Annotated in this window: 23 protein-coding genes; 10 read left to right on the plus strand and 13 right to left on the minus strand. The window is 67.2% G+C overall.

The window, feature by feature from the left end; genetic code table 11:
• Positions 1-31: 31 nt before the first annotated feature.
• From WMC41_RS17780 to hpaI, 3 genes are read left to right on the plus strand one after another with little or no spacing between them, the layout of a single operon-like run.
• Positions 32-901, plus strand: coding sequence for a fumarylacetoacetate hydrolase family protein (locus tag WMC41_RS17780; protein WP_432345274.1), 870 nt, complete (start codon positions 32-34; stop codon positions 899-901).
• A gap of 2 nt (positions 902-903) precedes the next feature.
• Positions 904-1,707 carry a 2-oxo-hept-4-ene-1,7-dioate hydratase gene (gene hpaH, locus WMC41_RS17785; protein WP_432345276.1) on the plus strand — a complete coding sequence of 268 codons (804 nt, stop codon included), beginning with the start codon at positions 904-906 and terminating at the stop codon, positions 1,705-1,707.
• Between the two features lie 9 nt (positions 1,708-1,716).
• Positions 1,717-2,523, plus strand: a complete 807-nt coding sequence (gene hpaI / locus WMC41_RS17790) for a 4-hydroxy-2-oxoheptanedioate aldolase (RefSeq protein WP_432345279.1) — start codon at positions 1,717-1,719, stop codon at positions 2,521-2,523.
• Between the two features lie 12 nt (positions 2,524-2,535).
• On the opposite strand, the gene hpaR is transcribed toward hpaI, so the two are convergent.
• Complete coding sequence (hpaR, locus tag WMC41_RS17795; RefSeq protein ID WP_244769868.1) at positions 2,536-3,039, minus strand: homoprotocatechuate degradation operon regulator HpaR; 504 nt, start codon at positions 3,037-3,039, stop codon at positions 2,536-2,538.
• Between the two features lie 132 nt (positions 3,040-3,171).
• Between hpaR and WMC41_RS17800 the strand changes: the two genes are divergently transcribed.
• The 4 genes from WMC41_RS17800 (at position 3,172) to WMC41_RS17815 (ending at position 6,281) form a co-directional block, all read left to right on the plus strand.
• A complete protein-coding gene (locus WMC41_RS17800) occupies positions 3,172-3,885 on the plus strand; it encodes a fumarylacetoacetate hydrolase family protein (RefSeq protein WP_432345282.1) in 714 nt (237 codons plus the stop codon).
• A gap of 193 nt (positions 3,886-4,078) precedes the next feature.
• Positions 4,079-4,516 (plus strand): pseudoazurin, encoded by a 438-nt coding sequence (locus WMC41_RS17805; RefSeq protein ID WP_244769890.1) that lies wholly within the window; start codon positions 4,079-4,081, stop codon positions 4,514-4,516.
• Positions 4,517-4,712: 196 nt separating this feature from the next.
• On the plus strand, positions 4,713-5,384 hold the full coding sequence (locus WMC41_RS17810) for an ankyrin repeat domain-containing protein (protein ID WP_432345285.1): 672 nt from the start codon (positions 4,713-4,715) through the stop codon (positions 5,382-5,384).
• A 60-nt stretch (positions 5,385-5,444) separates the two neighbouring features.
• A complete protein-coding gene (locus tag WMC41_RS17815; RefSeq protein WP_244769866.1) occupies positions 5,445-6,281 on the plus strand; it encodes a bifunctional allantoicase/(S)-ureidoglycine aminohydrolase in 837 nt (278 codons plus the stop codon).
• Positions 6,282-6,330: 49 nt separating this feature from the next.
• Here the strand turns inward: WMC41_RS17815 and WMC41_RS17820 are convergent, their stop codons facing one another.
• Complete coding sequence (locus tag WMC41_RS17820; RefSeq protein WP_432345289.1) at positions 6,331-7,518, minus strand: cyanate transporter; 1,188 nt, start codon at positions 7,516-7,518, stop codon at positions 6,331-6,333.
• 136 nt (positions 7,519-7,654) lie between these two features.
• Here WMC41_RS17820 and WMC41_RS17825 point away from each other — a divergent pair, with 136 nt between their 5' ends.
• Both WMC41_RS17825 and treY read left to right on the plus strand, forming a co-directional pair.
• Complete coding sequence (locus WMC41_RS17825) at positions 7,655-8,518, plus strand: LysR family transcriptional regulator (RefSeq protein WP_272806683.1); 864 nt, start codon at positions 7,655-7,657, stop codon at positions 8,516-8,518.
• A gap of 184 nt (positions 8,519-8,702) precedes the next feature.
• Positions 8,703-11,228, plus strand: a complete 2,526-nt coding sequence (treY, locus tag WMC41_RS17830; protein WP_432345292.1) for a malto-oligosyltrehalose synthase — start codon at positions 8,703-8,705, stop codon at positions 11,226-11,228.
• A 46-nt stretch (positions 11,229-11,274) separates the two neighbouring features.
• Here the strand turns inward: treY and WMC41_RS17835 are convergent, their stop codons facing one another.
• The 5 genes from WMC41_RS17835 to WMC41_RS17855 all read right to left on the minus strand — a co-directional run bounded on the left by WMC41_RS17835 (position 11,275) and on the right by WMC41_RS17855 (position 16,907).
• On the minus strand, positions 11,275-12,906 hold the full coding sequence (locus WMC41_RS17835; RefSeq protein ID WP_432345295.1) for an FGGY-family carbohydrate kinase: 1,632 nt from the start codon (positions 12,904-12,906) through the stop codon (positions 11,275-11,277).
• A gap of 65 nt (positions 12,907-12,971) precedes the next feature.
• Positions 12,972-13,700 (minus strand): SDR family oxidoreductase, encoded by a 729-nt coding sequence (locus WMC41_RS17840; RefSeq protein ID WP_432345298.1) that lies wholly within the window; start codon positions 13,698-13,700, stop codon positions 12,972-12,974.
• Between the two features lie 26 nt (positions 13,701-13,726).
• Entirely contained in the window at positions 13,727-14,971 is a 1,245-nt protein-coding gene (locus WMC41_RS17845) for a sugar ABC transporter permease (RefSeq protein WP_432345301.1), read from the minus strand.
• Positions 14,968-15,786, minus strand: a complete 819-nt coding sequence (locus WMC41_RS17850) for an ATP-binding cassette domain-containing protein (RefSeq protein WP_272806686.1) — start codon at positions 15,784-15,786, stop codon at positions 14,968-14,970. Before WMC41_RS17850 ends, WMC41_RS17845 begins: the two co-directional genes overlap by 4 nt.
• Positions 15,787-15,860: 74 nt before the next feature.
• Positions 15,861-16,907: an ABC transporter substrate-binding protein gene (locus tag WMC41_RS17855; RefSeq protein ID WP_244769858.1), complete on the minus strand. Its 1,047-nt coding sequence runs from the start codon at positions 16,905-16,907 to the stop codon at positions 15,861-15,863.
• A 272-nt stretch (positions 16,908-17,179) separates the two neighbouring features.
• Between WMC41_RS17855 and WMC41_RS17860 the strand changes: the two genes are divergently transcribed.
• Positions 17,180-18,199: a LacI family DNA-binding transcriptional regulator gene (locus WMC41_RS17860; protein WP_432345306.1), complete on the plus strand. Its 1,020-nt coding sequence runs from the start codon at positions 17,180-17,182 to the stop codon at positions 18,197-18,199.
• Between the two features lie 106 nt (positions 18,200-18,305).
• Here WMC41_RS17860 and WMC41_RS17865 read toward each other — a convergent pair whose 3' ends face one another.
• From WMC41_RS17865 to WMC41_RS17890, 6 genes are read right to left on the minus strand one after another with little or no spacing between them, the layout of a single operon-like run.
• The gene (locus WMC41_RS17865) at positions 18,306-18,998 is read right to left on the minus strand and encodes a response regulator (protein ID WP_272806688.1); all 693 of its coding nucleotides are present in this window, start codon (positions 18,996-18,998) and stop codon (positions 18,306-18,308) included.
• On the minus strand, positions 18,995-21,679 hold the full coding sequence (locus WMC41_RS17870) for an ATP-binding protein (RefSeq protein WP_432345308.1): 2,685 nt from the start codon (positions 21,677-21,679) through the stop codon (positions 18,995-18,997). Before WMC41_RS17870 ends, WMC41_RS17865 begins: the two co-directional genes overlap by 4 nt.
• 8 nt (positions 21,680-21,687) lie before the next feature.
• Complete coding sequence (gene kdpC, locus WMC41_RS17875) at positions 21,688-22,257, minus strand: potassium-transporting ATPase subunit KdpC (RefSeq protein ID WP_432345311.1); 570 nt, start codon at positions 22,255-22,257, stop codon at positions 21,688-21,690.
• Positions 22,258-22,259: 2 nt separating this feature from the next.
• Complete coding sequence (gene kdpB / locus WMC41_RS17880; protein WP_432345314.1) at positions 22,260-24,296, minus strand: potassium-transporting ATPase subunit KdpB; 2,037 nt, start codon at positions 24,294-24,296, stop codon at positions 22,260-22,262.
• An 11-nt stretch (positions 24,297-24,307) separates the two neighbouring features.
• Positions 24,308-26,017, minus strand: coding sequence for a potassium-transporting ATPase subunit KdpA (gene kdpA, locus WMC41_RS17885; protein WP_432345316.1), 1,710 nt, complete (start codon positions 26,015-26,017; stop codon positions 24,308-24,310).
• Between the two features lie 19 nt (positions 26,018-26,036).
• On the minus strand, positions 26,037-26,159 hold the full coding sequence (locus tag WMC41_RS17890) for a potassium-transporting ATPase subunit F (RefSeq protein WP_288079665.1): 123 nt from the start codon (positions 26,157-26,159) through the stop codon (positions 26,037-26,039).
• Positions 26,160-26,392 lie beyond the last annotated feature (233 nt).

Consider the following 26,392-nt stretch of genomic DNA (forward strand, 5'->3'; position numbering starts at 1 on the left):
CTGCCCGGTGGCACTGCCAGGGAACACCAGGATGAACCATCCCAGATTTGCCAGCTTCAGCATCGGCCCGCGCAAGGGCTACGGCCTGATCGCCGCGGACGGCGTGATCGACCTTTCCGCCCGGTTTGCCGGCCGCTTCCCGACGCTGAAGGAGGTCGTGGAAGCCGGTGCCTTCGGCGAACTGCTGAGTGCCGCAGCCGGGCAGAAGCCGGATCATGCGCTGGACGAGATCACCTACGAGATCCCGATCCCCGCGCCGGAGAAGATCGTCTGCGTCGGCGTGAACTTTCCTGACCGCAACGCGGAATACAAGGACGGCCAGGCCGCCCCCGCCAATCCCTCGCTGTTCATCCGCTTCCCGCGCTCCTTCACCGGCCACGACCGGCCGCTGATCCGCCCGCCGGAAAGCCCGCAGCTCGACTACGAGGGCGAGATCGTCATCGTCATCGGCAAGGGCGGGCGGCGGATCGCCGAAGCCGACGCGCTGAGCCACATCGCGGCCCTCTCGCTCTGCAACGAGGGCACCATCCGCGACTGGGTGCGCCATGCCAAGTTCAACGTCACCCAGGGCAAGAACTTCGACCGGAGCGGCTCGATCGGCCCCTGGCTCGTGCCCTATGCGGACGAAAGCCAGCTTGCCGACATCCGGCTCGAAACCCGCGTCAACGGCGAGGTGCGCCAGAGCGACCGCACCGGCCGCATGATCTTCTCCTTCCGCAAGATCATCGCCTATATCTCCACCTTCACGACGCTCGTGCCCGGCGACGTCATCGTCACCGGCACGCCGACCGGGGCCGGCGCGCGCTTCGATCCGCCGATCTGGCTGAAGCCGGGCGACGTGGTCGAGGTCGAGGCCGAGGGCATCGGCACGCTCCGCAACACCATCGCCGACGAGGTCTGACCATGATGACGCCAGAGGAGATCCACGCCGCCGCGGCCAGCCTCGACGAGGCCGAGCGCACCCGCATCCAGACAGGCCTTCTCTCGCTGAAGCACCCCGGCATCACCATGGACGACGCCTATGCGATCCAGGGGGCCTGGGTGAAGAAGAAGATCGCCGATGGCCGCCGGGTGATCGGCTGGAAGATCGGCCTCACCTCCAAGGCCATGCAATATGCGCTGAACATCGACATCCCGGATTCCGGCGTGCTCTTCGACGACATGGTCTTCGAGGACGGCGCGACCGTGCCGGCCGGCCGCTTCATCCAGCCGCGCGTCGAGGCGGAGATCGCTTTCGTGATGAAGGCGCCGCTGAAAGGGCCGGGCATCACCGTCTTCGACGTGCTGAACGCCACGGACTACGTCACCCCGGCGCTGGAAATCCTCGACACGCGCATCCTGCGCGTCGACCCCGAAACGAAGAAGGCACGCACCATCTTCGACACGATCTCCGACAACGCCGCCAATGCCGGCATCGTCACCGGCGGGCGCGCGGCGCGGCCGGACGCGATCGACATGCGCTGGATGGGCGCCATCGTCAGCCGCAATGCGGATGTCGAGGAAACCGGCCTCGGCGCCGGCGTGCTCAACCAGCCGGCGCGCGGCGTCGCCTGGCTCGCCAACCGGCTCGCGCAGTATGGCGACGGCATCGAGGCCGGCCAGATCGTGCTCGCCGGTTCGTTCATCCGGCCGGTGGAAGCCCGCCACGGCGATACGATCGTCGGCGATTTCGGCCCCTACGGCACCGTCAGCCTGTTCTTCGCCTGAGGTGGAAAGATGCCCGCTCCGAAAAATCGCTTCAAGCAGGCGCTCCGCGAAGGCCGCGCGCAGATCGGCCTCTGGCAGGCGCTCGCCAATCCCTACACGGTCGAGATCTGCGCCGAGGCCGGCTACGACTGGCTGCTGCTCGATGCCGAGCACGCGCCGAACGATGTGCCGCTGCTCGTCTCGCAGCTCCAGGCGATGAAGGGCACGGCAAGCCAAGCCGTCATCCGCCCGCCGGTCGGCGAGACCTGGATCGTCAAGCAATTGCTGGATATCGGCGCGCAGACGCTGCTCATCCCGATGGTCGACAGCAACGCGATGGCCGAGGCGATGGTGAAGGCCGTGCGCTATCCGCCGCATGGCGTGCGCGGCGTCGGCGCGGCGCTCGCCAGAGCCTCCGCCTTCAACCGCACGGCGGACTATCTGCAGACGGCGAACGCGGAAATCTGCCTGCTGCTGCAGGTCGAAAACCGCACCGGGCTGGAGGCGCTCGACGACATCGCCGGAACCGAGGGCGTCGACGGCGTCTTCATCGGCCCGGCGGACTTGGCCGCCGACATGGGCTTCCTCGGCAGGCCGGGCGCGCCCGAAGTGCAGGCCGAGGTGGAAAAGGCGCTGAAGAAGATCCAGGCGCACGGCAAGGCGGCGGGCATCCTGATCGGCGACCTCGGGCTTGCCAAGCGCTACCTGGAGCTCGGCGCCACCTTCGTCGCGATCGGCAACGACGTAACGCTGCTCGCCAATGCCACGACGAAGCTGCTCGCCGATTTCAGGGCCGCCGAGCCGGCGGAGGCACCGGCCGGCGCCAGGGTCTACTGATCCGGAATTGCCCTATTCCTCGCCGCCCGCCTTGCCGTCGAGCTTGAGGGCGGCGAGCTCTTCCAGCATGTCGAGCAGTTCCTCGACGCGCTCGGCGCCGAAACGAGCGTCGATATCCGCATAGACGCGGCGGGAATCCGGCATGACCTCGTCGATGACCGCCTGGCCGGCCGGCGCAAGCCGCAGCAGCACGCGGCGGCCGTCTTCCTTGTCCTTGTGCCGGGTGATCAGGCCGCGCTCCTCCAGCGAACGCAGCATGCGCGTCAGGCTCGGCGCCAGGATGAAGGCCTTCTCCGCCACCTCCGTCGCATCGAGCGTGCCGGCTTCCGAAAGCGCACGGATCACCCGCCATTGCTGTTCGGTCACGTCGTGGTCGGCAAGGATCGGCCGGAAATGGCTCATCACCGCCTCGCGCGCCTTCAGGAGGCCGATGGCCAGCGACCGGCGGCGTTCGCGCGGCAGGGCATCCTTCGTTTCGTCGGGAATGTTCATGTCCAAAGGGGCACCGTTCGTCATCCTGCCTCTATCCGCGATTTTTCCGGCCTGCGCAATGTGCCGGGCCGCATGGAACAGCGTCAACGGATCGATTGCGGCCGCCCGGCGTGCTAGCGTCGCCGATGAAGCCAGCCAGCGAAAGTGCAACAGCCCATGACGCCTGAAACATCCACGTCCGACACGAACCTTCTTTTTCCGCCCGCGCCCGTCCCCTGCCTGCCGATCCGGGGCAGCGCCGCGCTCTTTCCGGTTCACCGGATCTATTGCGTCGGGCGCAACTTCGCGGACCACGCCATCGAAATGGGCCATGATCCCGACAAGGAGCCGCCCTTCTTCTTCCAGAAGAATCCCGACACGCTGGTGCCGCCGGGCAGCGCCTTTCCCTATCCCGCCGCCAGCCGCGACGTGCACCACGAGGTCGAGCTGGTCGTCGCGCTTCACGGCGGCGGCACGGACATTCCCGTCGAGCGGGCGCTCGCCTGCGTCTACGGCTATGCCGTCGGTCTCGACATGACGCGCCGCGACCTGCAGGCGGAGGCGAAGAAACAGGGCCGGCCCTGGGAGGTCGCGAAGGCCTTCGAGCATTCCGCCCCCTGCGGACCGATCCACCCCGCCGCCGACATCGGCCATCCGGGCGAAGGCGCGATCCGGCTCACGGTCAACGATACGGTCCGCCAGGACGGCAACCTCAACCAGATGATCTGGAAGGTGCCGGAAATGATCGCCTACCTCTCGCGCCTCTTCACCCTGAAGCCCGGCGACCTGATCTTTGCGGGCACGCCGGCCGGCGTCGGCGCGGTGGCAAGGGGCGACAGGATGCTGGCGCATATCGACGGACTGGACGAGGTCGCCTTCACGGTCGCCTGAAAGCGGGTCGGAAACGGCGCCACGCCCGGCACCTGCCGGCGCCCCTCAAGGGCGCCTGCAGGACCTGCGACAGGACGCCACGCGCCATCGCCGCGTTGTTTGATTAAAGTCAAAGAGCAGGACCGCCGGCGGGTCTACTTCCTAGCTCATGAACGAGAGACGTTCGTCAGCAAGGAGAATTCCAGTGCGTACCATGGCAAAGAGCATCGTCGGCGCGGCAGCAGTCATTCTGGCGCTTGCGCTTCCGGCAGCAGCGGCAGATTTCGAAGTGCATATGCTGAACAAGGGCGCCGAGGGTGCCATGGTGTTCGAGCCGGCCTTCGTGAAAGTCGCCCCCGGCGATACCATCACCTTCATCCCCACCGACAAGGGACACAATGTCGAGACGATCAAAGGCATGATCCCCGAGGGGGCGGAGGCCTTCAAGAGCAAGATCAACGAGAATTTCAAGATCACCCTCGACAAGGCCGGCGCCTATGGCGTCAAGTGCACGCCGCATGTCGGCATGGGCATGGTGGGCGTGGTGGTCGTCGGCGATGCGCCGGCCAATCTCGACGCGGTCAAGACCGGCAAGCTGCCGAAGAAGGCCCGCGAGCGCATGGACGCGGCGATCGCGGCAGCGGGCCTGTAACAGCCCTTCTTTCGGGGCGGGGGCGGAAACCCGGGGCGGAGCGATCCGCTCCGGGTTTTCTTTGTCCGGTGGTGCGGTGCGATGTTCTGGTATTTCCGCGCAAGTTCCATCTTGTGCATGATGTGGATTTACACATTTAATTTTCTAATGGCATCCGCCCCTGCTAATTTGCCGCCGTGAACCAACGGGAACGCGCATGCTGAAACTTGCCCTGCTGTCGGCCTGGCTCTTCCTCGCGGCCCTCTGCCTTCCCCTTCTTGCCGCCGAAAACGCCATGGATACGCAACTGCACAAGGCAGCCGCCGCCGACGATGTCGCCGCCATCAAGACGCTGCTCGCCGAGGGCGCCAGCATCGACGCGCGGAATGCCCGCGGCGCGACGGCGCTGCTCGTCGCCACGCATGGCAACAAGGTGAACGCCGCCCGCGCGCTGATCGAGGCCGGCGCCGACGTCAATGCCAAGGACGATATCAGCGACAGCCCCTATCTCTATGCCGGCGCGCGCGGCCATCTCGAGATCCTGAAGCTGACACTGGCCCACGGCGCCGATCTCAAGAGCGTCAACCGCTACGGAGGCACCGCCATCATTCCGGCCGCCGAGCGCGGCCATGTCGAGACCGTCGACACGCTGATCAAGGCCGGCACCGATGTCGACCATGTAAACCGCCTCGGCTGGACGGCGCTCTTGGAGGCGATCATCCTCGGCGACGGCGGGCGGCGCCATGTCGAGATCGTCGCGCTGCTGATCGCCGCCGGCGCCGATGTCGAGCTTGCCGACAATGACGGCGTCAGCCCGCTCCAGCACGCCCGCGGCCGCGGCTATGGCGAGATCGCCGCGCTGCTGGAAAAGGCCGGCGCGAAAAGATGAGCGGGCGACGAACGCCCCGCCGAAGACTACGGGAAACACACAACCAAAGGGCCTGAGACGATGCAACGAAGCTACTATTCCTCCCTCGGCGGGCACCCCCCGCAGAGCGACCTCCTGACCGGCCGCGCCGTCTTCACCGAGGCCTATGCGGTGATCCCAAAGGGGGTGATGCAGGACATCGTCACCAGTTTCCTGCCCTTCTGGAACGACACGCGCTGCTGGGTCATCGCCCGCCCGCTTTCCGGCTTTGCAGAGACCTTCTCGCAATATGTCATGGAAGTGGCGCCGGGCGGCGGCAGCGACCGGCCGGAACAGGATCCCGAGGCCGAGGGCGTGCTCTTCGTCGTCGATGGCGAGGTGGAGCTGACGCTGCCGACCGGCAAGCACACGCTGCAGCCGGGCGGCTACGCCTTCCTGCCGCCGGCCCTGAAATGGTCGCTGCGCAACCGCTCCGGTGCCCATGCCCGCTTCCACTGGATCCGCAAGGCCTATGAGGCCGTCGATGGCCTTGCCCATCCCGATCCGCTGATCCTCGACGAGAAGGACATCACCCCCGCCGCCATGCCGGGCACGAACGGCGGCTGGGCGACGACGCGCTTCGTCGATCCGAACGACCTGCGCCACGACATGCATGTGACGATCGTCACGCTGATGCCCGGCGCCGTCATTCCCTTCGCGGAAACCCACGTCATGGAGCACGGGCTCTACGTGCTGCAGGGCAAGGCCGTCTATCGCCTGAACCAGGACTGGGTGGAGGTGGAGGCCGGCGACTTCATGTGGCTGCGCGCCTTCTGCCCGCAGGCCTGCTATGCCGGCGGCCCCGGCCCGTTCCGCTACCTGCTCTACAAGGACGTCAACCGCCACATGAACCTGCGCCCCTTCGGCGGCCGCCGTTAGGTCTGACATCCTTGCAAAGAAGCCCGCGCCGCCCGGCGCGGGTTTCCGGTCATGGAGCAAGGGGCATCGCCACCGGATAGTGTCGCGGGTCGAAGCGCAGATAGAGCAGCGCCGTTGCCAGCACGCAGCCGAGATGCAGCCCCCAGCCCGCCGCAAAGCCGCCCGTCCAGTCGTGCAGCAGCGCCATTGCATAGGGGCCGAGCGCGGCGATCAGGAAGCCGCCGCCCTGCATCAGCGCGGCCAGCGCACCGGCCTGTTCCGGCTGCGGCAGGTGGTCGAGCGCCGTGACGATGGCAAGCGCGAAGCTGCCGCCGAGGCCCGCGCCGCACAGCCCGGCCCACACGGCCGGCGCCATGCCGGGAAGGCTCGCAAGACCGAAGAAGCCTGCGGCCTGGAAGAAGATCGTCAGCCAGAGCCAGCGGCGGCGATCGACATTGCCGCGCGCCAGGATGGGAAGGCCGAGCGCGGCGACGGCCTGGCAGATCGCCATGATCGCGACAAGGCCGCTGCTGTCGGCACTCGTCCAGCCCTGCGCCTGGTAATAGGGCGAAAGCCAGGCGATCATCGAGCAATAGCCGGCATTGACCAGCCCGAAGGCACCCATCAGAGCCCAGGTCCTCGGCCGGCGCAGGAGCTGCCGCGCCAGAGCGCCGTCGGGCCGGCTCGACTGCACGGCCGGCAGGATGCGCCAGGACGCGGCGAGCGCGATCGCAACCGGCAGCGCCAGCCAGGCGAGCGCCGCCCGCCAGCCGTAGCCGGCATGCACGAGCACCGGCATCAGCCGCGCCCCGAAGGCGCCGCCGGCCATGATCATTGCCGAATAGAGCCCCGTCACCACCGGCACGCTTGTCGGGAAGCGCGCCTTGATGATGCCGGGAAAGGCCGCCTGGATGAAGGCGACGCCGATGCCGCAAAGCGCCGCCGTCACGATCAGCGACAGGCCGTCCCACACAACGAGGCGCAGCGCCGAGCCGGCGAAGAGCACGGCCAGCGCGATCAACAGGCCACGCCGCGCGCCGAGCCGCACCAGAAGACCCGGCGCCACGAAGGCGCCGAGGCCCATCAGGACCATCGGCAGCAGCGTCAGCATCGCGATGCCGCCATAACCGAGGCCGGTATCCGCGCCGATCTCCATGAGGATCGGCGCCGGGGCCGCGAGGAAGGGCCGGAGGTTGAGGCCGATCAGGACCACCAGTGCAAGCATTGCCCAATCGCGGCCGGAGCGCGTATCCGTCATGGTTCGACTTTCCTACTGAAAAGACGTGTCGGGCCGGAAGCGCAGCCGCCGGCATCGCCTACCGCTATCACCCGCTTGAATCATGCGCAAATTAGATGTTTAGATAGCTAACATTCTGATTTTCGATGGAGATCCCGTGCTCGATCCGCGCCTGCTCCGGGCTTTCGTGGCGATTGCCGATGCCGGCAGCTTCACCGCCGCGGCCGACCGCCTGCACATGACCCAATCGACGATGAGCCAGCAGATCGCACGCCTCGAGGAGGTGATCGGCCGGGAGCTGGTCGACCGCGCCGCGCGGCCGGTGCGCCTGACCGTGACGGGCGAGCGCCTGCTCGGCCACGCCCGGCGCATCCTCGCACTACAGACCGAGGCGCTGACGCTGGTCGCCGAGACCTCCGGCACCACCTCGGTGCGCATCGGCATGCCCGATGACATCGCGACGCCCGAAATGGCCCATGCCTTCGCCGCCTTCGCCAAGCGCCACAAGGAGGCGCGCCTCGACGTCACCACGGGACTGCGCGCCGACCTCGCGCGGCGCTACCGCTCCGGCGAACTCGACATCGTCGTGCTCAAGGAGGACACGCCGAGCACCGACAGCTGGGCAAGCTTCGCGGAACCGATCGCCTGGTTCACCGCGCTGGATGCGCCGGCGGACCTGCCCGACCCCGTCCCGCTCGTCACTTTTCCGCTGGGCGGGCTCTACCGGGACGCCATGTTCGAGCGGCTGGAACGGGAACGGCGGCGCTGGTATGTCGCCTTCACCTCCGCCAGCCTGCGCAACGTGCTGATGGCGATCGAGGCCGGCCTCGGCCTCTCGCTGCTGCCCGTCGATGCCGCGAAAGGGTGGCGCGTCAGGCCCTTCACCGATTTCCCGCCGGAACCGCCGGTCATCGCCTCGCTCTACTCCTGGGAACAGAACGGCATCGTCGGCGAGCTCGCAAACGAGGTCCTCGACATCCTCAGGCGGCATTTCGCGCACGAAAGGCACACTGCCTCATAACGCCCCCGCCCATCTCGCCGCCCTCTTCCCCAACCGGGAGGCAGACGAAGCGAGACGGGGAACGCACCCGCAAGACGCTTTGGAACAATTCGGGAGGATTTGCGTTTTCTGGGCGAGAAAACGCACATTCCAGGACCCTATGACCCGCCCTTCCTCCACCTATCGCCTCCAGTTTCGAAATGGCATGGACTTCGGGAGGGCGCGTCAACTGGTGCCCTATCTCCAGCATCTCGGCATCAGCCATCTCCACGCCTCGCCGGTGATGACGGTCGTGACGGGCTCGTCCAACGGCCACGATATCGTCGATCCCAACGCGATCGATCCCGCCCTCGGCGGTCTCGATGGCCTGCGCCGGCTTGCCGGCGATCTTAAGGCACGCGGCCTCGGCCTCCTCCTCGACATCGCGCCGAACCACATGGCCGCGAGCCTCGAAAATCCCTGGTGGCACAGTGTCGTCACCTGGGGCGAGGCAAGCCCGTTTTCCCGGCATTTCGACATCGACTGGTCGAAAAAGCTGGCCTTGCCCGTTCTCGAAAAGGATTTAGCAACGGAGGTCGCGAACGGCGCGATCCGCCTCGCGCTGGACCCGGAGCGGGACATCCTGGCGCTGCATTATCGCGGCTCCTTCTATCCCCTGCATCCCGAGACGTGCCGGCAGGCACTCGCCGCATATGAGGAACTGCTCCTGGTCACCGCCCCGGCGGCGGCCTTCGAAGGCGCGGCCGCCCTTGCCGGCCCGCTCGCCTTCCTCGACGAGCAGGAGGTCGTTGCACGGATACTTGCCGAAATCTCGCACGACCCCGGGCGGATCACGGCGATTCACGCGGCACAGCCATGGCGGCTGGTGGAACGAAAGACGGCGCACCGGCAGGCCGGCGACCGGCGCCTGTGCGGCTCCGCCCACCTTGTCCGGCTGCGCCTCGAGGATGCCCGGGTTTTCGACGACAGCCACCGGCTGGTCCTCGACCTCGTCCGCGAAGGCACGGTGGACGGGCTGGCCATCCTGCATATCGACGGGTTCGCCGATCCGCATGCCTATCTGCAGCGGCTGCGCGCTGCCGTCGGCTCCGCCTACCTGATCGTCGACAAGCACCTTGCGGGAAGCGAACAGCTTGCCGCGGAATGGCCGGTCCACGGCACGACCGGGGGCGAGATCATCACAGCCCTCACGGATATGATGGCCAGTCGTCCCCACCAGGCATCCAGTCCTCCCGATGGCAGCCCGCGGACGGAAACGGCGAGGGAGACCGGCAAGCGGCAGATCTTCGGGACGGAACTCGAAGGCGAGGCTGCCCGCCTGACTCTTCTGGCGAAGGCTCTCGCCGACCAGTCCCACGCCGACCTCTCCCGCAGCGCCCTTGCCGAGGCGATCCGCGCCCTGATCGTCGCCCTGCCGGTCACGCGGACCTATGCGACGGCCACGCATGTCAGCGAACGCGACCGCGAGATCATCGCGACAGCCCGGCAGCAGGCACAGGAGGGCAACCGGCCGGAGGTCCGCGAGGCGATCGATTTCATCTGGGAATTGCTGGCCGACGACAGGATACCGGCCACTCTGGCGGGCTGCGCCGAATTCCGCGCCCGCTTCCAGCAATTGAGCGGCTGCGTTGCGGCAGGGGCGCCGGATGACCTGCTTCTCTCCCGGATCTCCCGGGAGAATGCCGCCGGCCGGCCGAGCGAGCCGGCGGACGGCCCTGCGGCGTTCCACGCGGTGATGCAGGCCCGTGCCGAAACCATGCCGCATGGCCTGTCCGCGATATCCCCGTCCGGTGTTGCCTATGGCGGAGACGCCAGGGCCAGGCTCCATGCCCTCGCCGAGGCGCCGGATCGCTGGCACGCGGCGCGGCAACGCTGGTCCGCCCTCGGCGCCGACATGATCCGCAACCATGCCGGCCGGGCTGCTCCCGAGCCTGATACGGAACGGCTGCTCCACAATGCGATCGCAGCCCTCTGGCCGGTCACGGGCCTTCAGGATACCGCGGCGATCCGGTCCCTTGCCGCCGATCTGAAGATCTTCATAAGAAGCGAAGGGCAAGTCAGCCCGCATGGCTACGCATCGGGCAGCAATCCTGCGCAGGTGCTGGCCGGCGTCATCGAAGGCCTGTTCGGCAACGACGCATTTCTCCGGGAACTCGACGCGACACTCTCGCCCTTCGTGGATGCCGGGCTGATGAACTCTCTCGCACAGACGCTGATCAAGCTGACCATGCCGGGCATCCCGGACATCCGGCAGGGCAGCGAACGCGGCGACTTCTCCTTGCGGCAGGCCGGCGCCCGGATGTTCGACACGCCCTCCCGCGTCATGCCGGAAAAGCCGTCCGCGACGCGGGCATCCTTCGCTTCCTACAAACAATGGCTGGTCGCGACCGTCCTCGCCATGCGGGCGAAAGACCCGGATGGTCCGTTCGCCGGCCCCTATCTTCCCCTCGACCTTTCCGATGGCGGGGCCCAGGCCCTCGCCTTCCTGCGCGGCGCGCCGCAGGCCTTCGCCATCACCGTCGTCCCGCACCACACCTTCGGCAAGACACGGCCCGGCAGCCTGCACCTGACGGAGGACGCCACGCGGGGAATTTCCATCACCATCCCCGATCGCTTCTACGGCCAAACGGTGCGATCCGTGCTTGACGACCGCCGATTGGTGCTGGGCAGCGGCATGCCGCTCGCCGAGGCGCTTGCAGGCGAGCCTGTCGCCCTCTTCGTCAGCGCCTGAAACCGTTTCTGCAGGCCACCAGGCGGCCCCGCGAAAAAACAGGCGCCTACCGGATCGCCCGTGCCAATGCCTGCAGCCGCGTGAAGGCGTCGTAGCGCTTGGCATGCAGGGCCGCGATATCCGCGCCGGCCGGCCGAAAGGTGCGGTCGGTCGCCGAAAGAGCCGCCATCGCCGCGCGCACGTCCGGAAAGGCGCCGGCGGCGACACTGCCGAGAATGGCGGCGCCGAGCAGCACCGGCTCTTCCGCCCGTGTTGCGAGCAATGTCTTTCCCGTCGCGTCCGACAGGAGCTGGCGGATGAGATCGAGCTGGCCCGCACCCCCGCTGATCACGATCCTGTCGATCGGCGCACCGGCGGCCGCCTGCGCATCGATGATCTGGCGCAGGCCATACCCGATGCCGCAAAGCCCGGCAACGTAGAGCGAAACGAGATTGGCAAGGTCCCGCTCCATGCCGAGGCCGACGATCGCCGCGCGCGCATGCGGATCGGCGAAGGGGGCGCGGTTGCCGAGGAATTCCGGCACGACATGCAGACCGTCCGCCAGCCCCGCCACGGCCGAAAGCGTCGGTGCCCCCTCCGCCGCAAGCCCTGCCAGGAAGACGGGCAGGGAAAGGCCCCGCGCCTTCGCCAGCGCCGCGGCCTCGCCGGCCGCAGGGTGGAAGGACAAGAGCTGCTCGATGGCCGCGCCGGCCGCCGATTGCCCCCCTTCGTTCAGCCACATGCCCGGCACCATGGCGGAATAGTACGGGCCCCAGACGCCCGGCACGAAGACCGGCTCGCGGGTCGAGGTCATGGTGCAGGAAGAGGTGCCGAAGACATAGCCGAGATTGTTTTCCGGCGGGCCGTCCACCCCCACCGTGCCGATGCCGCCCGCATGAGCATCGATCATGCCGGCGCCGACCGGCGTGCCGGCGACAAGGCCGAGTTCCGCCGCCGCCCGTGCCGTCAGGCCGCTGCCGAGCGGCGTGCCCGGCTCGACGACACGCTGGCCGATGCGGGCGAAATCCTCCTCCGCGAGGACCCCGAGGCCGATGCCGTGGAAGTAGCTCGGATCCCAGCGTTTCTCATGCGCGAGATAGGTCCATTTGCAGGTGACGGTGCAGGTGGAGCGCGCAAGATCGTCCGTTGCGCGCCAGGTCAGGAAGTCCGCAAGGTCGAAGAATTGCCAGGCGGCATCGAAGACCTGCGGGCGGTTCTCCTTCAGCCACAGCAGTTTCGGCGTCTCCATCTCCGGCGAGATGATGCCGCCGACATAGCGCAGCACATCGTGCCCCTCGGCATTGATGCGTTCGACCTGCTCGACCGCCCGGTGGTCCATCCAGACGATGATGTCGCGCTCCGGATCTTCCGACAGGCCGACGGGCAGCGGCTTTCCCCCTTCTCCCAGCACGACGAGCGAGCACGTCGCGTCGAAGCCGAGGCTGGCGACCTGCTCGGGTGCGACGCCCGCCTTGGCGACGGCCTCGCGCACCGAAGCGCAGACGGCGGCCCAGATCTCCGTGCTCGACTGCTCGACCATCGCGCCGGGTTCGCGGAACAGCGAGATGTCGCGTTTTCCCGAGGCCAGCATGCGGCCGGTCATGTCGAAAAGGCCGGCTCGGGCGCTTCCCGTACCAACATCGACGCCGACAAGGTAGCGTTCGCCGCCCGCGGGGCGTGCGGAGGATGGAGTGCTCATGGATCTACCGCCTGCAATCAGGAGTTCCTCGGGCAGGCGGCCTCATGCCGCCCGCGGGCTTTGCTTCAGAGATCGACGCTGTTCGGCAGGATCACCAGGTCGCGGACCGTGACATTGCGTGGCCGGGTCAGCATGAAGAGCACGGCGTCGGCCACCTCCTTCGGCTGCATCAGACTGCCATTGGCCAGCGCCTCGTCCATCTTCTCCTTCGGCCAGTCGTCGAGCAGCGCCGTCACGACCGGGCCGGGCAGCACCGCGCCGACACGCACGCCGTGCTGTGCCACCTGCCGGCGCGTCGAATGCACGAAGGCCTGCACCGCGAATTTCGAGGCCGTATAGATCGGCTCCCAGACGACCGGCACGACACCGGCGATGGACGAGGTGAAGAGGATGTCGCCCGTCTTCCTCCCGATCATGTAGGGCAGCACCGCATGAACGGAGCGGAAGGCCGCGTTGATGTTGAGGTTCAGCATGCGGTCCCAGGCATCGGGATCCCCCTCCGCCACCGGTCCGCCGATATAGGCGCCGGCATTGGCGTGGAAGACGTCGAGCCCGCCGGCAATGTCGAGGATGCGCGGCAGCATGCCCGAGACGTCCTGCGGGTTCAGGAGGTCGACGACGAGCGGCAAGGCATTCGGGCCCAGCTCCCTGCAGAGCTGTTTCAGCTTGTCCTGCGCCCGGTCGACGAGCACCACCGTCGCCCCTTCGGCAAGGAGGGTCCTGGCGCATTCGAGGCCGATGCCGGAGGCGGCACCGGTGATGGCGGCGATCTTACCCTTCATGAGGTCAGCCATGATCTAGAACTCCATTCCAGTATTCGTTAGGCGCGGCCGTGGCTGACGCGCGAGCGTCGGGCGAGCGAATCGACGATGACGGCGATGGCAAGGACGCCGCCGGTGATCATGTAGCGCAGCGACGACGAGAGGTTGAGCAGCGTCAGGCCGTTCGAGATCGCCTGGATCACGATGATGCCGAGGAGAGCCGAATAGGCGCTGCCGCGTCCGCCGAAGAGGCTGGTGCCGCCGATGACCGCCGCGGCGATGGCGTTGAGGTTGACGTCGCCTGTGCCGGCCTGCTGGCTGGAGGAGGCAAGGCGCGAGGCCGAGAGGATGCCGCCGAGCGCCGCGAGCGTCGAGCAGAGCATGAAGGCGCTCATGTAGATGCGGCGCACATTGATGCCCGAGCGGCGCGCCGCCTCCTTGTTGCCGCCGACGGCGAACATGGAACGGCCCCATTTCGTGCGCGTCAGCGCATAGTTGAGGATGACGGCGAGCGCGATGAAGAGCGCGAACATCCACGGAATGCCGCGGCCGAGATTAAGGTAGAAGACGGCGATTTCCAGCGCGGCCATCAGCACGACGGCCTTCAGGATCAGCGCCCGCATCGGCTGGGCCGAGAGGTTGGCGGCAAGGCGCTGGGTGCGGGTGCGAAGGCCCCGGCCGATCATCACAAGGCCGGGAACCAGCGCCAGCGTGTAGGACAGCCAGTCGGGCATGATGAGGATCTGACCGAAACGCACCAGCGAGGAGGCATAGGGCAGGTTGATCGAGCCCGTCGGGCCGAGGATGTAGAGCTGCATGCCGAGCAGCGCCAGCAGGCCGGCGAGCGTCGCGACGAAGCTCGGCATGCCAAGCCGGTTGTAGAGCGTGGCATAGAGGAGGCCGACGGCCGCGCCGACCACGAGGGCGGCAAGGATGGCCCCGACGATCGGCCAGCCCTGATTCACCCAGAGCACGCCGACCATGGCGGAGGCGAGGCCGCTCATCGAGCCGACCGAGAGGTCGATCTCGCCGAGCACCAGCACGCAGACGATGCCGAGCGAGATGACGCCGACGGTGGCACAATCGAACAGGAGGTTCACGAGGTTGTTCGGCGCAAGGAAGATCGGGTTCAGCGCGGAAAAGACGACGGAGATGACGACGAGGCCGACGGCGACCGGCAGCATGCCGAGGTCGCCGGAGCGCACGCGGTCGATGAAGCCGCGCGCCATGGCGGAAAGGCTGTCGTCATGGCGTACGCGCTCGTCGCTGCGGTCCAGCATCGGCTGGGAAGAGTTCTGGCTCATGCGGCACCCCCGTGGTTTTCCTGGACATGGGACTTGCGCTCGGCGCGGCGCGAGACGGAATTGTCCGTCGCGCCGGTAATGGCGGAAACGAGTTCCTGGTTGGACGAATCCGGCGTGAAGATGCCGTTGTTGCGTCCGAGCCGGAGCACGACGATGCGATCGGCGACGGCCCGCACGTCCTCCATGTTGTGGCTGATGATGATGACGCCGAGGCCGCGGTCGCGCACGCGCTCGATGAGGTTCAGCACCTCAGCCGTCTGCGCCACGCCGAGGGCGGCCGTCGGCTCGTCCAGCATGATGAGCCTCGGGTTGAGCAGCAGAGAGCGGGCGATGGCGACCGTCTGGCGCTGACCGCCGGAGAGCGAGGCGATCGGCTCGCGCACGGACGGAATGCGCGCGGCAAGCTCGCGCAGCAGCGTCCAGGCGCGCACTTCCATGGCCACTTCGTCGAGCGCCCAAGGCGACATCTCGTGGCCGAGGAAGAGGTTGGCGACGACATCGAGGTTCTCGCAGAGCGCGAGGTCCTGGAAAACGGTGGCGATGCCGAGGTCCAGCGCCTTGGCGGGGCTGTCGAGCGTCACCTGCTGGCCGCAGAATTCGATCGTGCCCGAAGAGGGCTGGTGCACGCCGGCGAGCACCTTGACCAGCGTCGACTTGCCGGCCCCGTTGTCGCCGACCAGCGCGACGACCTCGCCGGCCTTCACGTCGAGCTCGATATCCGTCAAGGCGGAGACGGCCCCGAAATTCTTGGACACGCCGCGAAGACGCAGCACCGGTTCTCCCTTGGCGGGAGCATTTTGAAGCGTGGCTGTCATGGCCCCAGAACCTTCAGACTTACGGCGGATCGGAATGCCCGGCCGCAAAAGCGGCCGGACACGGATGGCGACGCTTACTGGATGATGCCCAGTTTGCGGCAACCTTCAACATATTCGCCGGTGCACACTTCCTCCGGCTTGTTGATGCCCTTGTCGAAGATCTCGGCCTTGATGTTCTCCGCCGTCACCACCGCCGGAACGAAGAGCTGCGAGGGCGTTTCGTAGAGCTTGTGGGTGGCTTCCGGCGTTTCGCCCTTCAAGAGCTGGACGGCGACATTCGCCGCTGCGGCGGCCACGATCTCGGACGGCTTGGAGATCGTGTTGTACTGGTCGCCCGAAATGATGAGCTGCAGTGCCGCGATGGTCGCGTCATTGCCGGTCACCGGCGGCATTTCCTTGACGCCGGCCGCCTTCAGCGCCGCGATCGCGCCGCCGCCCGTGCCGTCGTTCGCCGCGACGATGCCCTTGATCTCGTCGCCGAAGCGGGTGATCTGGCCGGCCGCCCATTCCTGCGCCTTCGGCGGCGCCCAGTCCGGGGTGTCGAATTCGGCGAGCGTCTTGTAGGGCGAGGCGTCGAGCGCGGAATCGATGCCGTCGCGGATGAGGCCGGCGGCCGCGTCGGTCGGCGAGCCGTTGATCTGAAGAACGCCGGCACCGTCCGGAACGCCCTTGGCCTTCAGGTGGTCGACGAGCGACTGCGCGATGGCCTGGCCGATACCCTGGTTGTCGAAGGAGACGTAGTAGTCGGCCGGCTTGTCCGGGATCGGGCGGTCATAGGCGATGACCTTGACGTCCTGCGACTGGGCGATCTCGACGAGCGCCGCGGCGGCGGCGGAATCGACCGGATCGAGCACGACGACCTTGGCGCCCTGGGCGATCACCGAGTTGAACTGCTGCTGCTGGAGCGCGACGTCGGCATTGGCGTTCTGGTAGATCACCGTGCAGCTCGGGCACAGCTTCTCCATCTCGGCCTTGAAGCCGGGATAGTCGTGCTGCTCGTAGCGGGTCGAGGCCTGGTCGGGCATCAGGAAGGCGACGGTCGCCCCTTCCTGGGCAAGGGCGGCACTGCCGAGCGACAGGACGAGGCCGGTCGAGGCGAGCAGATGGGTAAGCGTCTTCATTGGGTTCCTCCACGGTTGATTTTTCGCCAATTCCCTCAAGCCTCCCAGGGCGACAGGACCGACGGCCTCCACGCATCGAAAGGGCGCAGATCATCGTTCGCCACGGCAATGCCGCAACGTCCGGCTCGTCGATGCTCCGTCTGACTCCTCCCTTGGGTCAGCCTTGCTGTTCAGGCAACTTCATCGATGGAGCACGCTTGCTCAATCGATGAAGCAAGAATTGCCACCAATCGCCATTGGTGTCAAGGTGGCCCGTGAAACGGAGAGGACATGTGAACAGGACGACGCAGACGAAAAGGACGACGATCTACGATCTGGCAGAGCTGGCGGGCACCTCGGCCAGCGCCGTCAGCGCCGTTTTGAACGGCAACTGGAAGAAGCGGCGCATCAGCGCGAAGCTTGCCGACAAGATCACCAAACTCGCCGAAGAACAGGGCTACGCGCTCAACATGCAGGCGAGCGTGCTGCGCCGCGAGCGCTCGAAGATCATCGGCATGATCGTGCCGAAATACGACAACCGCTATTTCGGCTCCATCGTCGAGCAGTTCGAGACGCTGGCGCGCGAACGCAGCCTCTTCCCGATCATCACCTGCACGCGGCGCGATCCGGCGCTGGAGGTGGAGGCGGCCCGCGCCATGCTTTCCTACCAGGTCGATTGCCTGATCGCCACGGGCGCGACCGATCCGGACCGCATCGTCGATCTTTGCGCCGCCGCCGGTGTGCGCACCATCAATCTCGACCTGCCCGGCGCGCGCGCGCCCTCGGTCATCTCCGACAACTATGGTGGTGCGCTGGAGCTGACGCGCCGCGTGCTCGCCAATTGCGAGAAGGAATATGGCGAGAAGACGCCCCTGCTCTTCGTCGGCGGGCGTGGCACTGACCACAACACGATGGAGCGCGTGCGGGGCTTTCGCGATGCCCATGCCGAGGCCGGCGTCACGGTCGACGAAACGCTGATGCTGACCTGCGGCTATGCCCCCGAAAAGGCCGAGAGCGCCATGAGGCAGCTTGCCGAGCGGCTCAACCCGCTGCCGCGCGGCATGTTCGTCAACTCCACCATCTCGTTGGAAGGGGTGATGCGCTGGATCCGCCGCTCCGGCCACTATGCCGACCGGGTGCCGCAGCTGGGCTGCTTCGACTGGGACCCCTTCGTCGCCATGCTCGGCGATCATATCGAGATGGTCCGGCAGGACGTGCCGAAAATGCTGGAGGCCGTGTTCGGCATCATCGATTCCGGCGCGACGGACCTCACCGTCGTGCAGATCCCCCCCATCGTCGAGAAGATCGGCTGACGAGGTTTCGAGCATTGCCGGCCGAAGCGAAGTCGCTTCGACGTCGGATAATGCGGAAAGAGCAAGAATCGAGAGCATTTCCGGTGAACCGGAATGCTCTAGAAACTCAGTCGCCCTCGACGACGAGCCGGTATCCGACGCCCGGTTCCGTGCGCACGACGGCCGGACGGGTCGGCTCGCGCTCGATCTTCTGGCGCAGCTGGCCGATGAAGACGCGGAGATAATGCAGGTCCTCGCCATGCGCCGGCCCCCAGACGGAGGTCAGCAACGTCTTGTGCGTGACGACCCGCCCGGCATGCCGCGCGAGCAGCGTGAGGAGATCGTATTCCTTGGGCGTCAGCCGGATCGCCTCCCCGTTTCGCGACACCAGCCGCCGCACCGTGTCGATGACGAGGCCGTCGGTGACGAGCGTCGCCGGGGCCGCCTCCGCCCGCTCGCGATGGCGCAGCGCATTGCGGATGCGGGCGGTGAGCTCGCCGATGCCGAAGGGTTTTTCGATATAGTCGTCGGCACCGAGATCGAGGGCGGCGATCTTCTCGCTCTCCCGCTCGCGGGCGGAGAGGATGATGATCGGGATCTGCGTCCAGCCGCGCAGGCTGGTGACGACCTCCTTGCCGTCCATGTCCGGCAGGCCGAGATCGAGGATGACGAGATCGGGCGCGGCCGTCGCCACCGCCTTCAGCGCCTCGCCGCCGGTCGCCGCCTCCACCACGTCGTAGCCCGCCGCCTTGAGGGCAGGCTTGAGGAACCGCTGGATCTGCGGCTCGTCGTCAACCACCAGAATGCGCTCGTTCGTCATGTCGCCTTGCCAGTCCTTGCCTTTTCACCCGCCGGGAAGCGGATGACGATGCGCGTGCCCTTCTTCTTCACCGCCGGGCTTTCCGCATGGATCCTGCCGCCCATCGCCTCGACGAAGCCGCGGGCGATGGAAAGGCCGAGGCCCGTTCCCGGCGCGCGGCCGTCCGGCCTGCCCCGACGGTAGAATTTCTCGAAGACACGGTCGATCTCGGCCGGCGGAATGCCCCTGCCGAGATCGGTGACGGAGATGAGCACATCCTGCCCGTCCCGCCGCGCATAGACATTGACCGGCTCGCCGCCGCCATATTTCACCGCATTGTCGAGCAGGTTGAACAGAACCTGGCCGAGCAGCACGCTGTCGCCCTCGATGAGCGGCAGGTCGGCCGCAATGCCGGTCTCGATCGTCTTGCCGGGAAAATACTTGCGCGCCCGCTCCACGGCGGACTGCACGACGTCGGAGACGTCGATCCAGTCGCCCTTGGGTTTCAGCGTGCCGGATTCGATGCGCGTCATGTCGAGCAGGTTGGAGACGAAGCGGCTCATGCGGCTGCCCTCCTCCTCGATCGACTGCAGAAGATCGTCGCGGCTCTCGGCGGTCATGCGCTCGCCGAGCTGGCGCAGGCTCGTGACGGCGCCCATGATGGTGGCGAGCGGCGTCCTGAGGTCATGCGAGATCGAGGAGAGCAGCGCCTCCCGGTAGCGTTCCCCCTCGAGCTTGGCCGCCTGCATCACGCTCTCCTCCGAAAGCCGCGCCCGGTCGAGCGCGATCGCCGTCTGGTCGAGGATGGCGGACAGCGCCCGCTCCGCATTGAGGTCGAGGCGCTCCTCTCCCTGCTGGATGCCGCAGACGCCGACAAGACCGTGCGGCCCCATCAGCGGGCGGAATTCGAAGCGGCTGTTCGGCAGGGTACCGGTGCCGAAGCCGGCCTTCTCCTGCTTGTCGCAGGTCCAGCGCGCCGCCGTGAAGTCGGTGACGTCGAACTCGGTATCCGGCGGCCAGACGGCGGCGACCTTGAGATCGTTCTTCTCCGGCAGGAGCAGCGCGATATTGCGCTTGAGGCTCGCCTGCAGATGCGACACCGCCACCCAGTTCGCATCGTCGGCCTTGCCCGTCGTCGAAAGCTTTCGCGAGAAATCGTAGAGCGATTGCAGCGCCGTTGCGCGCACGCGGGCGACCTCCGCCTGCTCCTTGATGCGCGAGGCGAAGCCGCCGGCGATGATGGCGACCGACAGGAAGACGATCAGCGCGAACACCTCGTGCGGCGCGGTGATCGTAAAGGTGTGCAGCGGGTCGATGAAGAGGAAGTTGTAGGCGAGCGCCGAAAGGAAAGCGGCGATGAAGGCGGAGGCATACCCGCCCAGCACCGCCGCACCGAGCACGGCAAGCAGAAAGAGCAGCGAGATGTTCGGCAGCTCGGCAAAGAGATAGACCAGCTTGCCCACCGCCGCCGTGGCGACGACGAAGGCCGCCGCGATGAGCGCCGATTGCCGGAACGAAGCGATGGCCGGAAGCGCGAGCCGCGCCGGCACCGGCGCCCTCTCCTTCCTGTCGGGCGTCACGAAATAGACGCCGAGGCCGGCCGCCTTGCGCGAGAGCGCATCGGGCAGGGACGGTGAGACGAACCGCCGCCAGCCACGATCGCGCCGGGCGCCGATGACGATCTGCGTCGCGTGCTCGCGGCGCGCCAGCTTCAGGATCTCCTCGACGAAATCATTGCCGACCACCCGGCGCGTCTCCGCGCCAAGCTGCTCGGCGAGCCGGAACAGCGCCTCGATGCGATGCAGGTGCTCGGTCGTGCCGACCTCCCGGTCCGCCCGCTCGATTGACACGACGATCCAGGGTGCATTGAGGCCGGAGGCAAGCCGGCTCGCCACGCGCACGACCTTTTCCGACAAGTCGTCCGGCCCGACGCAGACGAGCAGGCGCTCGCCCGTCGCCCAGGGGCCTTCGATCGCATGCTGCTTGAGATAATCGACCATCTGGTCGTCGACCCGGTCGGCCGTGCGCCGCAGCGCAAGCTCGCGCAAGGCCGTCAGGTTGCCCAGCCGGAAAAAGCGGTCGATGGCGCGGCTGGCGCTGTCCGGCAGGTAGACCTTGCCCTCCTTCAACCGCTCGATCAGCTCCGTCGGCGGCAGGTCGACGAGCAGGATCTCGTCGGCCTTCTTCAGGACGACGTCGGGCACGCGTTCGCGCACCGTGACACCGGTGATCTGCACGACAAGGTCGGCAAGGCTTTCGAGATGCTGGATGTTCAGCGCCGTCCAGACATCGATGCCGGCCGCGATCAGCTCCTCGATATCCTGGTAGCGCTTGGGATGCCGGCTTCCCTCCGGGTTGGAATGGGCCAGCTCGTCGACGAGCACGATGCGCGGGCGGCGGGCAAGCGCCCCATCGAGATCGAATTCCTCCAGCGCGCGACCACGATGGGCGATCTGTCTGCGCGGCAGAACCTCCAGCCCGTCCAGCAGGGCGGCCGTCTCCCCGCGCCCATGGGTCTCGACGAGGCCGACGACGACATCGACGCCCTCGGCCTTGAGGCGGCCGGCGCGCGACAGCATGGCATAGGTCTTGCCGACGCCGGGAGCAGCCCCCAGGAAAACGGTCAACTTGCCCCGGCGGTCTTTCTCCGCCAGGGCAAGCAATGTGTCGGGGTCCGGCCTGCGGCTGTCGTCGTCCGCCATTCGTCTTCTCATGATCCGAGCGCGTCGAGCGCCATGTTGAGCTGCAGCACGTTCACCCGCGGTTCGCCGAACACGCCCAGGAGCCGGCCTTCGACCTGCCGCCCGACAAGCGCCTCGACCGTCGTTTCCTCCATGCCCCGCGCCTTTGCAACCCGCGCGACCTGCGCCCGCGCGAAATCGGGCGAGATATGCGGATCGAGGCCCGAACCGGAGGTCGTGACCGCATCGGCCGGGATCGGCACCGCCATGCCCGTCGCCGTCAGCCGGCCGACATCCGCCGCGACACGATCCCTGAGCTTGGCCGAGGTCGTGCCGAGGTTCGAGCCGGACGAGGCGGCCGCGTTGTAGGCTTCCGGCCCCGTCGCCGAAGGACGCGGCCAGAAATATCTGTCCGAGGCGAAGGCCTGGCCGATCAGGTCGGAGCCGACCACCACCCCGTTCCTTTCGACGAGCGAGCCATTGGCGGCAGCCGGCATCAGGACTTGCGCGATGCCGGTCACGGCGAGCGGATAGGCAAGGCCGAGAAGCGCCGTCAGGGCGAGGACGAGGGTGAGGGCCGGGCGAAGTTGTTTCAGCATGATCACACCAGATTTAGGGCGCTGACGGCAAGATCGATAGCCTTGATGCCTGCAAAAGGCAGGACAAGGCCACCGAGACCATAGACGAGGAGGTTGCGGCGCAGCAGCGCGGCCGCCCCCGCCGGACGATAGGCGACGCCGCGCAGGGCCAGCGGAACGAGCGCCACGATGATCAGCGCGTTGAAGATGACGGCCGAGAGGATGGCCGATTGCGGCGAGGCGAGATGCATGATGTTGAGCGCATCGAGCGCCGGATAGGTGGCAACGAAGAGGGCCGGAATGATCGCGAAATATTTGGCGACGTCGTTGGCGATCGAGAAGGTGGTCAGCGAACCGCGCGTCATCAGCAACTGCTTGCCGATCTCGACGATCTCGATGAGCTTGGTCGGGCTGGAATCGAGGTCCACCATGTTCGCCGCCTCGCGGGCCGCCTGCGTGCCGGTCTGCATGGCGACGCCGACATCCGCCTGGGCGAGCGCCGGGGCGTCGTTGGTGCCGTCGCCGCACATGGCGATCAGACGGCCGCCCTGCTGTTCGCGGCGGATATAGGCGAGCTTATCCTCCGGCGTCGCCTGGGCGAGAAAATCGTCGACGCCGGCTTCCGAGGCGATGGCCGCGGCCGTCACAGGGTTGTCGCCCGTCACCATGACGGTGCGGATGCCCATGGCGCGCAGCGCCGCGAAACGCTCCTTGATGCCCGGCTTGACGATGTCCTTGAGGTGGATGACGCCGAGCAGGCGCGAACCATCGGCAACCGCGAGCGGCGTGCCGCCGCTGCGCGCGATCGTCTCGACGGCGCGGCGGAACTCGGCCGGCGCATCGTCCTCCTGAAGGCCGGCAAAGCGCAGCACGGCGTCGACCGCACCCTTGCGCAGCCATCGGCCACCGAGATCGACGCCGGAAAGGCGGGTCTCCGCCGTGAACTCGATCACGGCATCGAAGCGCACCCGCGGCATCGCCACCGAAAATTCACCCGTGGCAAGCGCCACGATCGACCGGCCCTCGGGCGTCTCGTCGGACAGGCTGGCAAGCAGCGCGGCTTCGGCCAGGTCCGAGGGGCTTACGCCCGGTGCCGGCAGGAAGTCGCTCGCCATGCGGTTGCCGAAGGTGATGGTGCCGGTCTTGTCGAGCAGCAGCGTGTCGACGTCGCCCGCCGCCTCCACCGCGCGCCCGGAGGTGGCGATGACGTTGAAGCGCACGAGGCGGTCCATGCCGGCAATGCCGATGGCCGAGAGAAGGCCGCCGATGGTCGTTGGGATGAGCGTGACGAGAAGGGCGGCGAGTACGGTGACCGTCAGCACCGTGCCGGAATAGCCCGCAAGCCCCCAGATGGCGACGCAGACGAAGAGGAAGATCAGCGTCAGGCCCGAAAGCAGGATCGACAGCGCGATCTCGTTCGGCGTCTTCTGCCGCTGCGCACCCTCGATGAGCGCGATCATGCGGTCGACGAAGGAGGAGCCGGGCGCGACGGTGATCTTCACCGTGATCTCGTCGGAAAGCACCTGCGTGCCGCCGGTGACGGCCGAGCGGTCGCCGCCGGATTCGCGGATCACGGGAGCGGATTCGCCGGTGATCGCGCTCTCATTGACCGAGGCGACGCCCTCGATCACCTCGCCGTCGCCGGGAATGAGCTCGCCGGCGGCGACGAGCACGATATCGCCGATGGCAAGGCTGGTGGCCGGGACCGTCTCGACCGTGCCGGAAGCCGTGCGCCGCCGGGCAACGAGCTCCGACTTGGTGCGCTTCAGGCTGTCGGCCTGGGCACGGCCGCGCCCCTCGGCAACGGCCTCCGCGAAGGTTGCGAAGAGCACGGTGAACCAGAGCCAGGCGGCAATCTGGCCCGAAAAGCCGGCCTGCGCGCTGCCGGTGACGAGATCGCGCAGGAAGAGCACAGTGACGACGGCCGCGACGGCCTCGGTGACGAAGATCACCGGATTGCGCACGAGCTGGCGCGGATCGAGCTTTGCGAAAGCGTCGCGCGCGGCCGGCAGGAGGATGGCAGGGTCGAGAAGGCCCGGCGCGTGGTGGTCCTTTGACATAGTCTGTTCCTTCAGAAGGTCTGGCCGGCAAGCATCGCCAGGTGCTCGACGATGGGGCCGAGGGCAAGCGCGGGGAAGAACTGCAGGCCGCCGAGAATGAGGATGATGCCGATGAGGAGACCGACGAAGAGCGGCCCGTCCGTCGGGAAGGTGCCGGACGACGGCGGCACCTTCACCTTGGCCGCCAGCGAGCCGGCGATCGCCATGACGGGCACCACGTAGGCGAAGCGGCCGAGCAGCATGGCGATGCCGAGCGTCGTGTTGTACCAGACGGTGTTGCCCGTCAGCCCGCCGAAGGCCGAGCCGTTGTTCGCGGCCGCGGACGTGTAGGCATAGAGGATTTCCGACAGGCCATGCGGGCCGGCCGTGCCGATGCTGGCGACGGCCAAGGGCAGCATGGCGGAGATCGCGGTGAAGCCGAGGATGGCAAGCGGCAGGACGAGCACGGCGAGCATGGCATATTTCATCTCGCGGCCCTCGATCTTCTTGCCGAGGAATTCCGGCGTGCGGCCGACCATCAGGCCGGACACGAAGACGGAAAGCAGCGCGAAGACGAGCATGCCGTAGAGACCGGACCCGATGCCGCCCGGCAAGACCTCGCCAAGCTGCATCAGGAACATCGGCACGAGCCCGCCAAGCCCGGTGAAGGAGCCGTGCATGCCGTTGACGCCGCCATCCGAAAGGCCGGTCGTGACGGCGGCATAAAGCGCGGTCATGGCCTGGCCGAAACGCACTTCCTTGCCCTCCATGTTGCCGGCGGCGGCATCGACGCCAAGGGCGGTCAGGATCGGGTTGCCCGCGGCTTCCGCCCAGTAGATGGCGGCGACGCCGGCAATCAGCAGGATCGCCATGGCGCTGATGATCGCCCAGCCCTGGCGACGGTTGCCGACGAGCTGGCCGAACGTGTAGACCAGCGCGGCCGAGATCGACAGCATCGCGAAGATATTGAGATAGTTGGAGAACGTCGTGGGGTTCTCGAAAGGGTGGGCGGCGTTGACGTTGAAGAAGCCGCCGCCATTGGTGCCGAGCTGCTTGATCGCCTCCTGCGAGCCGACGGGGCCGAGCGCGATCGTCTGGCTGGCGCCCTCGAGCGTGGTCGCCGTCACGGCACCGTCCAGCGTCTGCGGCAAGCCCATGGCGACGAAGGCGAGCGCGACGACGATCGCCATCGGCAGCAGCACGTAGAGCACCGCCCGCGTCATATCCACCCAGAAGTTGCCGAGCGTTGCGGCCTTCGAGCGGACGAAGGCCCGTGTCAGCGCCATGGCGAGCGCCATGCCCGTTGCGGCGGACAGGAAGTTCTGCACCGTCAGCCCGGCCATCTGGCTGAAATGGCTGAGCGTGGTTTCCCCGCCATAGTTCTGCCAGTTGGTGTTGGTGACGAAGGAGACGGCCGTGTTGAAGGCAAGGTCCGGCGCCATGCCGGCAAAGCCTTGCGGATTGAGCGGCAGATGGGCCTGGAGGCGCAGGATCGCGTAGAGCGCGAGGAAGCCGGCGACGGAGAAGGCGAGCATCGAGGCCGTATAGGCGAGCCAGCCCTGCTCCTTGTTCGGGCTTATGCCGGAAATGCGGTAGAGATCGGCCTCCAGGCGCCCGAGGACCGGCGACAGCGCGGTGCGTTCTCCGGCAAAGACGCGGGCCATGTACAGTCCGAGCGGCTTGATCGTGACAAGCACCGCGAGGAAGAAGAGGGCGATTTGCAGCCACCCGATCATGGTCATCAGGGTTTCTCCTCGAAGATCAGAAGCGTTCGGGCCGCAGCAGCGTGACCACGAGATAGGCGCCGAGGACAAGCGCGACGAAAAGGCCGAAAAGGGGTTCGAGCATCGTTGCCTCCTCAAAGCCGGTCGAGCGCGCGGGCATAGGCGGCGAACACGGCGAACGTGGCGCAGCCGAGCGCGAGGAATATGAAATCGGACATGGCCGTCTCCTGTTTATGCTGGCGGCACACTAGGAGCGGACGGGATCAGGTTTCGATTGGGAAGGCGGGAAGGCGACGTAAGGAAAAGATAAAGAGGCGCTGTCCGGTTCTCGATCGGTTTTTTCAAGGCGGTCGGGAATAATCCGGCAGGCACCGGTGTCTTGGCAGGGGCGGC

Origin of the sequence: Shinella yambaruensis, from assembly GCF_050859155.1 — a bacterium.
Lineage (GTDB): Bacteria > Pseudomonadota > Alphaproteobacteria > Rhizobiales > Rhizobiaceae > Shinella > Shinella yambaruensis.

Coding starts and splice junctions, on each gene's coding strand:
- WMC41_RS17780 (WP_432345274.1), top strand. CDS start 32: ATGAACCATCCCAGATTTGCCAGCTTCAGCATCGGCCCGCGCAAGGGC.
- hpaH (WP_432345276.1), top strand. CDS start 904: ATGATGACGCCAGAGGAGATCCACGCCGCCGCGGCCAGCCTCGACGAG.
- hpaI (WP_432345279.1), top strand. CDS start 1,717: ATGCCCGCTCCGAAAAATCGCTTCAAGCAGGCGCTCCGCGAAGGCCGC.
- hpaR (WP_244769868.1), bottom strand. CDS start 3,039: ATGACGAACGGTGCCCCTTTGGACATGAACATTCCCGACGAAACGAAG.
- WMC41_RS17800 (WP_432345282.1), top strand. CDS start 3,172: ATGACGCCTGAAACATCCACGTCCGACACGAACCTTCTTTTTCCGCCC.
- WMC41_RS17805 (WP_244769890.1), top strand. CDS start 4,079: ATGGCAAAGAGCATCGTCGGCGCGGCAGCAGTCATTCTGGCGCTTGCG.
- WMC41_RS17810 (WP_432345285.1), top strand. CDS start 4,713: ATGCTGAAACTTGCCCTGCTGTCGGCCTGGCTCTTCCTCGCGGCCCTC.
- WMC41_RS17815 (WP_244769866.1), top strand. CDS start 5,445: ATGCAACGAAGCTACTATTCCTCCCTCGGCGGGCACCCCCCGCAGAGC.
- WMC41_RS17820 (WP_432345289.1), bottom strand. CDS start 7,518: ATGACGGATACGCGCTCCGGCCGCGATTGGGCAATGCTTGCACTGGTG.
- treY (WP_432345292.1), top strand. CDS start 8,703: ATGGACTTCGGGAGGGCGCGTCAACTGGTGCCCTATCTCCAGCATCTC.
- WMC41_RS17835 (WP_432345295.1), bottom strand. CDS start 12,906: ATGAGCACTCCATCCTCCGCACGCCCCGCGGGCGGCGAACGCTACCTT.
- WMC41_RS17840 (WP_432345298.1), bottom strand. CDS start 13,700: ATGGCTGACCTCATGAAGGGTAAGATCGCCGCCATCACCGGTGCCGCC.
- WMC41_RS17845 (WP_432345301.1), bottom strand. CDS start 14,971: ATGAGCCAGAACTCTTCCCAGCCGATGCTGGACCGCAGCGACGAGCGC.
- WMC41_RS17850 (WP_272806686.1), bottom strand. CDS start 15,786: ATGACAGCCACGCTTCAAAATGCTCCCGCCAAGGGAGAACCGGTGCTG.
- WMC41_RS17855 (WP_244769858.1), bottom strand. CDS start 16,907: ATGAAGACGCTTACCCATCTGCTCGCCTCGACCGGCCTCGTCCTGTCG.
- WMC41_RS17865 (WP_272806688.1), bottom strand. CDS start 18,998: ATGACGAACGAGCGCATTCTGGTGGTTGACGACGAGCCGCAGATCCAG.
- WMC41_RS17870 (WP_432345308.1), bottom strand. CDS start 21,679: ATGGCGGACGACGACAGCCGCAGGCCGGACCCCGACACATTGCTTGCC.
- kdpC (WP_432345311.1), bottom strand. CDS start 22,257: ATGCTGAAACAACTTCGCCCGGCCCTCACCCTCGTCCTCGCCCTGACG.
- kdpB (WP_432345314.1), bottom strand. CDS start 24,296: ATGTCAAAGGACCACCACGCGCCGGGCCTTCTCGACCCTGCCATCCTC.
- kdpA (WP_432345316.1), bottom strand. CDS start 26,017: ATGACCATGATCGGGTGGCTGCAAATCGCCCTCTTCTTCCTCGCGGTG.
- WMC41_RS17890 (WP_288079665.1), bottom strand. CDS start 26,159: ATGCCCGCGCGCTCGACCGGCTTTGAGGAGGCAACGATGCTCGAACCC.